This window comes from Thiosocius teredinicola (assembly GCF_002009425.1).
GTDB lineage: Bacteria > Pseudomonadota > Gammaproteobacteria > Chromatiales > Chromatiaceae > Thiosocius > Thiosocius teredinicola.
The window spans coordinates 590,200-600,000 of record NZ_CP019936.1; the positions used below are offsets into that span (position 1 = coordinate 590,200).

Here is a 9,801-nt window from a genome sequence, read left to right on the forward strand (position 1 = left end):
GTGTCAGACGGGCTTCAAAACCGCCAGCAGCACGATGGCGATCAGCAACAGCACCGGCAGTTCGTTGAACCAGCGATACCAGACGTGGCTGCGCGTGTTGCGATCATGTTTGAAGTCGAACAGCAGTTTGCCGCAGTAGATGTGATAAACCACCAGCAGCGCGATCAGTCCCAGCTTGATGTGCAGCCACAAGTGGCTGCCGAACGCGGCCCAGGCGTAGTCGTGCAGCATCCAGAAACCGAAGACGAGCGTGAAGATGCCGCCCGGCGTGGTGATGCCGAAGAACAACTTGCGTTCCATGATCTTGAAGCGGTCGATCGACGCTTGGTCGTCGCTCATCGCGTGGTAGACATACAGACGGGGCAGGTAGAACAGCCCTGCGAACCAGGTCACCATGCCGATCAGGTGCCATGCTTTCAGCCACATTATCGTTATCCTCCGAACGTCAGCAGGGTAGCCCGTAACCGGGTCTCGTCTATCGGCCCGTGGGTCTTGAGTCGGATATTGCCCTCGGGGTCGACAAGAAAGCTGGTGGGCGTTACATCGACTCCACCGAAGGCGGCGTTTATCTCGCCATGTACATCCAACGCAATCGCGTATCCCGGTGCGAGCTTCTGCGCAATGTTCATTACTGCGGGCGGCGGATCGCTCGGCAGTGCGACGCCGACGATCTGAAATTTCTCGTCACCGAGGCTCGACTGGATGCGCGTGAGGTGCGGCATGTCGCGCAGGCAGATCTCGCAGTTGACCGACCAGAAATTGATCAGCACGCTCCGGCCCCGCAGCGAACGGCTGTCAAAGGTCCTGCCGTCGGTCGTGGTGAACGTCACCTCGGGCATCGCCTGTGGCGACGATCGCATCAGCCACATGCCGCCGACAACGGCAGCGGCCATGACCAGCGCAGTCAGCAGTTTCTGCATCATGGTGCCGAGCGTCCGGCCGGATTGTCGTCGTCGTACAGCGCGTTCAGCAACGCCTTGCGGCGCGTCGACGCATCGCGCTGTGCGCTTGGTTGTGCCGATTGCGGCGCGGGCGTCCACCAGGACCGGATCGCACGCGCTACCTTCTTGATCGCGCGCCAGATGCGCGGCAGCGCCCAGGCGACCACGAGCAGGAAGACGATTAACAGGGCGACGAACAGCCATGGATAGTTCAACGCGGCCCACAGGCCGGCGATGACCGACAGGTCTTCCGCGATCGATGCAGTCCAATTGCTGACCGGTTCGGGCGAGGTGTTGATCAGCACGCGGGTACCGGCCTTGGCGGTATGCGTGGTGGCCGCAAGGCTGCCGCCGAGCAGCAGTGCGGCGAGTTGGCCTGCCTGGCCGACCTCGATGCCCTGCGCCGCGCCGGCGGCCAGTAGCGCGCCTGCCGGTACGCGGATGAAGGTGTGGATGCCGTCCCAGAAGGTATCGAAGCCGGGAATCTTGTCGGCGAAGAACTCGACCACGTACATCGTGCCGGCCGCAAACATCACGGTCGGATGGGTGAGTACCTCGAGGTCCGGCGGCAGATCGACCTGCCCGGTGCTGCCGAACCAACCCAGCACGAAGATCGCAGCATAAAGGTTGATTCCCGATGCCCACGCTGCGCCCAGCATCAGGGAGATGGCTTCTACCGTTTCCATGTTCTCTGCCCGAACGCGTGCCGACGGCAATCGCGGCCCGAGACTTTAACATGTGCCGGCAGGTCTCCACCAAACCGAACATGCCGGGGCGGTTCACAAAATACGGTTGCCCAATTCGGGCGTCGAATGCGTTTAGAATACCTCTCCTCACATTTCGCAGAAGGTTCGTTAAACGCCATGGTCAAGGTAGGAATCGTCGGAGGCACCGGGTACACCGGGGTGGAATTGCTGCGCCTGTTGGCGATGCATCCGCAAGTCGATGTCGTTCAGATCACGTCGCGCGCCGAGGCCGGTCGCAAAGTGTCCGACCTGTACGGCAATCTGCGCGGACATTTTGATCTGGCGTTCTCCGAGCCCGATGCGGACGAACTGGCCAACTGCGACCTGGTGTTTTTCGCCACGCCCAACGGCACGGCAATGAAAATGGTGCCGGAGCTGCTTGACGCCGGAACGCGCGTGATCGACCTCGCCGCGGACTTCCGCCTGCAGGATCCTGCGCTGTGGGAGAAGTGGTACGGCATGCCGCACGCGTGCACCGACGTGCTCGATGAAGCCGTGTACGGCCTGCCGGAGATCAACCGGGAAGCGATCAAGGAAGCGCGTCTGGTGGCGAATCCCGGGTGTTACCCGACTGCCGCGGCGCTCGGTTTTCTGCCGTTGGTGGAAAACGATCTGGTCGATTGCTCAGCCCTGGTGGCCGATTGTAAATCCGGTGTCAGCGGCGCCGGCCGCGGCGCCAGTACAGCGATGTTGATGGGTGAGGTCGGCGAGAGTTTCAAGGCCTACTCGGTGAGCGGGCACCGCCATCTTCCGGAGATCCGCCAGACCCTGACCTGGGCCACCCAGAAGCCGGTAGGCCTGACGTTCGTGCCTCATCTGGTGCCGATGATCCGGGGCATCCACGCGACCCTGTATTCCCAGCTCAGCACCGATGTGGAAGATCTCCAGGCGTTGTACGAGCAGCGCTACGCGGATGAGCCGTTCGTCGATGTGTTGCCGTCCGGAAGTCATCCTGAAACGCGCAGCGTGCGTGGCGTGAATTACTGCCGTATCGCCGTGCATCGGCCGCAGGGCGGCGACATGGTGGTGGTACTTTCGGTGATCGACAACCTGACGAAGGGCGCCGCTGGCCAGGCCATCCAGAACTTGAACCTGATGTTCGGCCTCGACGAGCGCAGCGGCCTGGATCAAGTGGCTCTGCTACCGTAAAGCCTATGAGCAAACCAGGGTCGACGAGGATCAGAACGCCGCGAATCGTTCAGCCGGGAGGCGGTGGCGGGCGTTCGGTGCTTTGGCTGTTTTTCCTGGTGGCCTTGGCTGCCTGGTCGTGGCAGGTGTTCGAATTCGGCCGGCAGCGCGCGGGTTTCGATGTCGGGCGATGCGATCAGGAGGCCTCCGTGTTCGAACGCCGCATCGAAGAACTGGAGGAAGAGCGCGAGAACCTGCGGGCGCAGGCGGCCAAACTGGAACGTGCCGGCCAGATCGATCGCGCCGCGGTCAATGGCGTGCAGGGTGAAGTGCGGTCGTTGCAGGAGGAGCGCGCCAGCCTCAAACGCGAGGTGGCTTTCCTGAAAAAGCTCGTCTCCGGTGGCGGCAAGAAGCTGGCGCTGGGCGATTATGATCTTGTCGATCTCGGCGAGGGCAAATACCGTTTTGAGGCCACCCTGTCGAAGCTCGGCGACGACGACAACACGGTTAGCGGTCAGGTCACCATTGAGGTCGCGGGACTGACGGAAGGCGCACCGGAAACCCTCGACCTGGGCAAGCTGACCAAAGGCAAGCGAACAAATATCGGTATCCGGTTCAAGAATTATCAGAAGCTCAAGACCGACCTGGCGTTGCCGAGCGGCTTTGAACCGGCATCGATAACGGTTGCCGTCAATCCGGATGGCAACACCTTCAAATCTTTCGAACAGGTTTTCGAGTGGAAATCTCCCGGTGCCTGATCGAACCACTTACCACGGGAAACAGACCAGATGGCGCGTGTGAAACGTTTCAAGCCCCCAAAAGTGACTACCTTGATCGGCCATGGCACGGCGATCACCGGCGACGTGGTGTTCGCGGGCGGTCTGCACCTCGACGGCAAGATCACCGGCAACGTCAACGGCGAGCCGGATACGCGCTCGACCCTGATCGTCAATGAGCAGGGCTTGGTCCAGGGCGATGTGCGGGTCGACAACCTGGTGTTGAACGGCTCGGTGATCGGCGACGTGTACGCCAACGAGCGGGTAGAGCTGGCGACCAATGCCCGCGTTACCGGTACGGTTTATTACTGCCTGCTCGAGATGGCTATGGGGGCCGAGGTCAACGGCAAGCTGGTGCATACCGAAGAGGGTGAGCCGCGGCGCATTGGATACGACGGCAATCCCGCCGCCGCTGACGACGCGGCCACGGCTGAGGAGCCGGTCGAACCCGTCCCGGGCACCGAGGCTAATACTTGACTAAATTAATAGGTATATACATACTCTCGAACACTTCGCGGCCCACGCCGCGTCCCGGCACATTGCAGGTGGTGGTATGACTGAACAAGCTGTGACAACGACCGACCCCTTGGTTTTCACCTCGGCGGCGGCCAAGAAAGTGTCCGAATTGATTGCCGAAGAAGGTAACCCGGAGCTGATGCTGCGCATCTATGTGCAGGGCGGCGGTTGCTCGGGATTTCAGTACGGCTTCACGTTCGATGAGTCTGTCAACGAAGGCGATGAGAAGGTCGTGACCGATGGTGTGACCCTGCTGATCGACCCGATGAGCATTCAATACCTGATGGGTGCCGAGGTCGACTACTCAGAAGGTCTGCAGGGTGCGCAGTTCGTCATCCGCAACCCGAATGCGACCACGACCTGTGGCTGCGGCTCGTCGTTCTCGACCTGAGCGAAGCATTTCGAACCGATGAAAAAGGCGCCCTAGGGCGCCTTTTTTCGTTGTTGGTAGGCCAGCCCTTTAGAGGTGACGCCGCACCTCGACCACATCGGGTTCTTCGGCATTGTGCACGGTGCGGAAACCGAGGTTCTCACACAGGCGCAGCATCTTGCTGTTCTGCGACAGCACTTCGCCTTCCATGATCTCGATGCCGCGGTCGCGCGCGACCGTCATCAACCGCTGCATCAGCTGGCGTCCGATACCCTTCTTCTGCCAGGCATCGGCCACGGTCAACGCAAACTCGCATGACTGGCGGTCAGGGTTGCTGACGTAGCGGGCGACGCCAAGGATACGGGCATTGGGCGTGTGCTCGTTGATCACTGCGACCAGCGCCATCTCTCGGTCGTAATCGATCTGCGTAAAGCGCGCCAGCATCAGCGGGGTGAGCTTGTCCATGCTCTGCATGAAGCGGAAGTACTTGCTCTCGGGCGACAGGTTCTCGACGAAGTCCTGCTCGATCTCGGCGTCTTCCGGGCGGATCGGACGGACCAGTACGTCGGTGCCGTCGGGCAGCTGCCACGAGGTCTCCAACTCGGGCGGATACGGATGGATCGCCATGTGGCCGTAATGCGTGGTGCTCGCCTTGGGCGGGGCCACAACCACCCGCGCATCGACCGCGATCACACCGTCTTCGTCGACCAGCAGCGGGTTGATGTCGAGCTCCTGCACCTCGGGCAGTTCACAGGCGATCTCTGAGATGCGTTGCAGCACGTCGGTCAGCTTGGCGATGTCGGCCTCGGGCAGGTTGCGGAAACGCTTGAGGAAGCGCGCCGCGCGGGTGCCGCGTATCAGTTCTCGACTCAAGTATTCGTTGAGCGGAGGCAGTGCCACCTGGCTGTCCGCAAAGATCTCCACGGCCGTGCCGCCCGCACCGAAACTGATGACCGGGCCGAACACCGGATCGTGCGCGATACCGATCATGATCTCGCGCGCATGAGGCCGGTCGAGCATCGGTTCGATCGTGACGCCGGAAACACGCGCATCCGGACACTGTGCACTGACGCCGTCGATCATCTCGCGGAACGCGGTGCGCACCGAACGCGGCTCGCGGATGTTCAGGCGCACACCGCCGACATCCGACTTGTGGGTAATGTCCGGCGAATTGATCTTCATCGCCACCGGCAGGCCGACACCTTCGGCCGCGATCAGCGCATCGGCCGCCGAGTTCACATTGATGCTCGGCGAAGTCGGGATGTGGAAGGCCTTGAGTACGGCCTTGGCTTCGGCGCTGCTCAGCGTATAGCGACGTTCGCCCATGGCGTGCTCGATGATCAGGCGTGCGCCGTCGACGTCCGGCTCTTTGTGTTTCGACAACGGCGTCGGCGCCTGTAGCAGGGCCTTTTGGTTGCGCCGGTAACAGGCGAGGTAGCCGAAGGCGTCCACGCCGCCTTCCGGGCTGTTGAACTGTGGGATGCCGGCGGCGGCGAAACGCTCACGGCCCTCGTTGACCAGGTTCTCGCCCATCCAGCAGGCGAGGATCGGCTTGTTGGCCTCTTTGGCTGCCTCGATGACGCCCTCGGCGCAGGCCGTCGGGTCGGTCATCGCCTGCGGTGTCAGCAGTACCAGCAGGCCGTCGACGCCTGAGTCGGCCAAGACGATCTCGGTTGCTGCTTTGTAGCGACCCGCGTCGGCATCGCCGAGGATGTCCACCGGGTCGCTGTGCGACCAGTGTGCCGGCAACACCTCGCTGAGCTTGTCGATGGTCTGGGGCGCCAGTTCGGCCAGCGGCACGGTCAGGTCGCTGGCACGGTCAGCCGCCATTACGCCCGGCCCGCCGCCGTTGGTCACGATCGCCAGGCGCGGTCCCTCGACGCGTGTGCCGGAGGCCAGCGTATGAGCGGCAGCAAACAGCTGGTTGACGGTGAGCACGCGCACCGCGCCGGCGCGTTGCACGGCCGCGTCGAACACGTCGTCGCCACCGACCATGGCGCCGGTATGCGAAACCGCGGCGCGGGTGCCGCTCTCGTTGCGCCCGGACTTCACCACGATCACCGGCTTGAGGCGGGCCGCGACACGCAGGCCGCTCATGAACGAACGCGCATCCGAGATGCCTTCCACGTACAGCAGGATGCTTTTGGTCTCCGGGTCCACGGCGAGGTAGTCGAGTACGTGGCCGAAACCGATATCCGCCGTGGCCCCGAGCGAGGCCACCGCGGAGAAGCCGAAGCCGCTGGAATCCGCCCAGTCGAGCAGCGCCGTGCAGAACGCACCCGACTGCGCGACCAGGGCGACGTGGCCCGATTTCACGCCGCTCTTGGCAAACGTTGCGTTCAGGCCGGCACGTGGGCGGATCACGCCGAGGCAGTTCGGGCCGACCAGCGGGATGTCGTAGGTGCGGGCGATATCGACGATTTCGTTCTGCAGCGCCTGGCCGCGTTTGCCGATCTCGCCGAAGCCCGCCGACAGCACCACGGCAGCACCAACGCCGTGCTCGCCACATTCGCGCATGACCTGCGGAATCGCCACGGCCGGAATGGCGATCACCACCAGTTCGATCGGGTGGTCGATGTCGCTGATCGAGGCGTATGCCTTCATCCCCTGCACGGTGTCGTGCTTGGGATTGACCGGATAGATGACCCCCTGGAAGCCGCTTTCACGTATATTGCGAAGTACCTGGCCACCGACAGATTCCTCGCGATCGGAAGCCCCGACGACGGCCACCGACTGAGGTTCGAAAATCTTGTTCAGATAATGTTTTTTCATGTCACTACTACAACTTTGAGGGGCCGGATAAGACGGGGCGGCCGGAGTTCCGCAAGCTAGCTTATTCCCGAATTAGGACAACTATGTTGCACTGCAACAACGTCAGCGGCAAGATTCAGTAAAGATTTAGGGGTTTCCATGGCCATTGCTTACGTTTCGCACTACGACTGTCAGATGCATGACATGGGCCACCACCACCCCGAACAGCCGGCACGCCTAAGCGCGATCAACGACCGGCTGATCGCGACCGGGCTGGAAATGGTGCTGCATCAATATGACGCCCCGTTGGCAACCCGCGAGATGCTCGAAGCAGCACACGATTCCGACTATATAGACGAGATTTTCGCCGCTGCCCCGAAAGAGGGGATCCATTGGGTAGATGGCGATACCGCGATGAACAAGTATTCCCTGAACGCGGCGTTGCGCGCGGCCGGGGCAGTGGCGCTGGGTGTGGACCTGGTCATGGAGGGCAAGGTCAAGCAGGTATTTTGCGGCGTGAGGCCGCCGGGCCATCATGCCGAGCGTCACCGGGCGATGGGCTTTTGTCTGTTCAACAACATCGCGGTCGGTGCTTACCACGCCATCAACCAGTACGGTCTGAAGCGGGTGGCGATTGTCGATTTCGATGTACACCACGGCAACGGCACCGAAGATATCGTGTCGGGTGACGAGCACATCCTGTTTTGTTCGACCTTCCAGCACCCCTTCTACCCGCATTCGGGTTACGACACCGATGTGCCGAATATCGTCAACGCGCCGCTACCGTCCGGCGCGACCGGCAAGCAGTTTCGCGAGGCGGTGGAACAGTACTGGTTGCCTCGTCTCGATGCCTTCGAGCCGGAACTGGTGATGATCTCCGCGGGTTTCGATGCCCATCAGGCCGACGATATGGCCAACCTGCAGTTGATCGACTCAGACTACGCCTGGGTTACGCGCCGGCTGTGCGAGGTCGCCGACAAGTGGGCGCAGGGTCGCGTCGTGTCGTCGCTGGAGGGTGGCTACGAGTTACATGCGCTGGCGCGCAGTGTCGAGGCGCATTTGAAGGCGTTTTTGGGCGAAAACTAGCCCGCGTCAAGCTGCATGCACGGCGCCGAGAATGCGGTATTGATCGGCGCCCGTCACCGACGGCAGATTGCCCGGTGCCCCGGCCAGGGTGCGCTGCGCCAGCCAGGCGAACGCCATGGCTTCCATCCATTCCGGATCGATCCCGTGAGTGCTCGTCGGTTCGACCGGAATCCCTAGTGTCTTGCCGAGCCTTTGCATCAACACGTTGTTGTGCGCGCCGCCGCCGCACACCAGAACCCGTTCGGTACCCGATGCGTGCTGCCGGATGGCGTCGCTGATCGATTGCGACGTTAGCGCGAGTAGCGTGGCCTGCACCTCGGCGCCGCTGTAGCGGCTGTCAGCCCCGAGTCTGTCGTGCAGCCAACGGTTGGAGAAGTATTGCGTGCCCGTGCTCTTGGGTGGCGCGAGCGTGAAATACGGATCGTTCAGCAGCGCGTTCAACAGGTCGGGCACCGGGGATGCGGACGCCGCCCATTTGCCGTCGGCGTCGAATGGCTTGCCCTGTTGCTGGCGGATCCAGCCGTCCATCAGGCAGTTTGCCGGGCCGGTGTCGAATCCGATGGCTTCGCGCTCGCGGTCTTTGGGCAGCACGGTGATGTTGGCGATGCCGCCGAGATTGAGCACTACCCGGTTTTCGTCATCGTGGCGCAGGACCGCTTCGTGAAAAGCAGGCGCCAGCGGTGCGCCTTGGCCGCCGGCCGCCATGTCGCGTCGGCGGAAATCGTTGATTGTGGTGATGCCGGTGCGTTCGGCGATGATATTCGCATCGCCGAGCTGCAGCGTGGCGGGCGGGAATCGCTCCGGTGCATGCGCGACCGTTTGCCCATGGCAGCCTATCGCGGCTACATCGGTTGCCGGGGTGCCGCTTTGATGTAGCAGCTGGTCGATGGCTTCGGCGAAGAACAGCCCGACATCGGCGTCGAGCACGGCGAAATCGGTGGCCGAGAGGGGGGAGCCGGCAGCGAGCGCCTGCAGGCGCTCGCGCAGCGAATGTGGCCAGGCGGTGTCATGGGTGGCAAGCAGCCGGGGTGTTTCCCCGGCAAGATCAACCAATGCACTGTCGACGGCATCCATGCTCGTCCCGGACATGACGCCAACGAAGAGTGCCATGGCTTACGGGGTGACTCGAGCCCCGCTTGCGCTAGCCACCATGGTGTCGGCCGGAATGGCTTCCAGTTTGGCCAACAACGGCGCGGTGACCTTGCGGAACTTGGCCAGTTCGGCATTCGGCAGCGCCAGCGACTTGGGCAGTTTCACTTTCAGCGGGTCGCGATGCTGACCATGAACGCGGAACTCGTAGTGCAGATGTGGACCGGTCGCCAAACCCGTCGAACCCACGTAACCGATCACCTGGCCCTGTTTCACGCGGTTGCCGTTCTTGGCGCGCTTCGAGAAGCCGTTGAGGTGTGCATAAAGCGTGGTGTACTTGTTGGCGTGCTCGACGATGACGACGTTTCCGTAACCGCTTTTCTTGCCACGGAAGACGA

The 9,801-nt window shown here is 62.4% G+C and carries 11 protein-coding genes (1 of these 11 only partly in view); 5 read left to right on the forward strand and 6 right to left on the reverse strand.

The features are described from left to right. Positions 1 to 3: 3 nt before the first annotated feature. Genes hemJ through B1781_RS02820 form a run of 3 tightly spaced genes read right to left on the reverse strand, consistent with a single transcriptional unit; the run spans position 4 to position 1,627 of the window. The gene (hemJ, locus tag B1781_RS02810; protein WP_334223863.1) at positions 4 to 426 is read right to left on the reverse strand and encodes a protoporphyrinogen oxidase HemJ; all 423 of its coding nucleotides are present in this window, start codon (positions 424 to 426) and stop codon (positions 4 to 6) included. A 5-nt stretch (positions 427 to 431) separates the two neighbouring features. Continuing rightward, on the reverse strand, positions 432 to 923 hold the full coding sequence (locus B1781_RS02815) for a TlpA family protein disulfide reductase (RefSeq protein WP_078118226.1): 492 nt from the start codon (positions 921 to 923) through the stop codon (positions 432 to 434). Next, on the reverse strand, positions 920 to 1,627 hold the full coding sequence (locus tag B1781_RS02820; protein WP_078118227.1) for a DUF4126 domain-containing protein: 708 nt from the start codon (positions 1,625 to 1,627) through the stop codon (positions 920 to 922). Before B1781_RS02820 ends, B1781_RS02815 begins: the two co-directional genes overlap by 4 nt. A 177-nt stretch (positions 1,628 to 1,804) precedes the next feature. Here B1781_RS02820 and argC point away from each other — a divergent pair, with 177 nt between their 5' ends. The 4 genes from argC (at position 1,805) to erpA (ending at position 4,498) form a co-directional block, all read left to right on the forward strand. Then, complete coding sequence (argC, locus tag B1781_RS02825) at positions 1,805 to 2,836, forward strand: N-acetyl-gamma-glutamyl-phosphate reductase (protein WP_078118228.1); 1,032 nt, start codon at positions 1,805 to 1,807, stop codon at positions 2,834 to 2,836. Positions 2,837 to 2,913: 77 nt separating this feature from the next. After that, on the forward strand, positions 2,914 to 3,573 hold the full coding sequence (locus B1781_RS02830) for a DUF6776 family protein (RefSeq protein WP_078118229.1): 660 nt from the start codon (positions 2,914 to 2,916) through the stop codon (positions 3,571 to 3,573). A gap of 30 nt (positions 3,574 to 3,603) precedes the next feature. Further along, the gene (locus tag B1781_RS02835; RefSeq protein ID WP_078118230.1) at positions 3,604 to 4,068 is read left to right on the forward strand and encodes a bactofilin family protein; all 465 of its coding nucleotides are present in this window, start codon (positions 3,604 to 3,606) and stop codon (positions 4,066 to 4,068) included. Between the two features lie 76 nt (positions 4,069 to 4,144). Then, the gene (gene erpA / locus B1781_RS02840) at positions 4,145 to 4,498 is read left to right on the forward strand and encodes an iron-sulfur cluster insertion protein ErpA (RefSeq protein ID WP_078118231.1); all 354 of its coding nucleotides are present in this window, start codon (positions 4,145 to 4,147) and stop codon (positions 4,496 to 4,498) included. Positions 4,499 to 4,567: 69 nt separating this feature from the next. Here erpA and B1781_RS02845 read toward each other — a convergent pair whose 3' ends face one another. Then, positions 4,568 to 7,249, reverse strand: a complete 2,682-nt coding sequence (locus B1781_RS02845) for a bifunctional acetate--CoA ligase family protein/GNAT family N-acetyltransferase (RefSeq protein WP_078118232.1) — start codon at positions 7,247 to 7,249, stop codon at positions 4,568 to 4,570. Between the two features lie 138 nt (positions 7,250 to 7,387). On the opposite strand from B1781_RS02845, the gene B1781_RS02850 reads away from it, so the two are divergent. After that, positions 7,388 to 8,314, forward strand: coding sequence for a histone deacetylase family protein (locus tag B1781_RS02850; protein ID WP_078118233.1), 927 nt, complete (start codon positions 7,388 to 7,390; stop codon positions 8,312 to 8,314). 6 nt (positions 8,315 to 8,320) lie between these two features. Here the strand turns inward: B1781_RS02850 and B1781_RS02855 are convergent, their stop codons facing one another. Continuing rightward, positions 8,321 to 9,424: an anhydro-N-acetylmuramic acid kinase gene (locus B1781_RS02855; RefSeq protein WP_078118234.1), complete on the reverse strand. Its 1,104-nt coding sequence runs from the start codon at positions 9,422 to 9,424 to the stop codon at positions 8,321 to 8,323. 3 nt (positions 9,425 to 9,427) lie between these two features. Further along, positions 9,428 to 9,801: the 3' portion of an OapA family protein gene (locus B1781_RS02860; RefSeq protein ID WP_164513229.1), read on the reverse strand. It continues 1,159 nt past the right edge of the window; 374 of the gene's 1,533 nt are visible here — the last part of the coding sequence; its start codon lies off the right edge, out of view — the gene reads right to left on this strand; the stop codon is at positions 9,428 to 9,430.

Coding starts and splice junctions, on each gene's coding strand:
- B1781_RS02845 (WP_078118232.1), bottom strand. CDS start 7,249: ATGAAAAAACATTATCTGAACAAGATTTTCGAACCTCAGTCGGTGGCC.
- B1781_RS02815 (WP_078118226.1), bottom strand. CDS start 923: ATGATGCAGAAACTGCTGACTGCGCTGGTCATGGCCGCTGCCGTTGTC.
- erpA (WP_078118231.1), top strand. CDS start 4,145: ATGACTGAACAAGCTGTGACAACGACCGACCCCTTGGTTTTCACCTCG.
- B1781_RS02820 (WP_078118227.1), bottom strand. CDS start 1,627: ATGGAAACGGTAGAAGCCATCTCCCTGATGCTGGGCGCAGCGTGGGCA.
- argC (WP_078118228.1), top strand. CDS start 1,805: ATGGTCAAGGTAGGAATCGTCGGAGGCACCGGGTACACCGGGGTGGAA.
- hemJ (WP_334223863.1), bottom strand. CDS start 426: ATGTGGCTGAAAGCATGGCACCTGATCGGCATGGTGACCTGGTTCGCA.
- B1781_RS02850 (WP_078118233.1), top strand. CDS start 7,388: ATGGCCATTGCTTACGTTTCGCACTACGACTGTCAGATGCATGACATG.
- B1781_RS02855 (WP_078118234.1), bottom strand. CDS start 9,424: ATGGCACTCTTCGTTGGCGTCATGTCCGGGACGAGCATGGATGCCGTC.
- B1781_RS02835 (WP_078118230.1), top strand. CDS start 3,604: ATGGCGCGTGTGAAACGTTTCAAGCCCCCAAAAGTGACTACCTTGATC.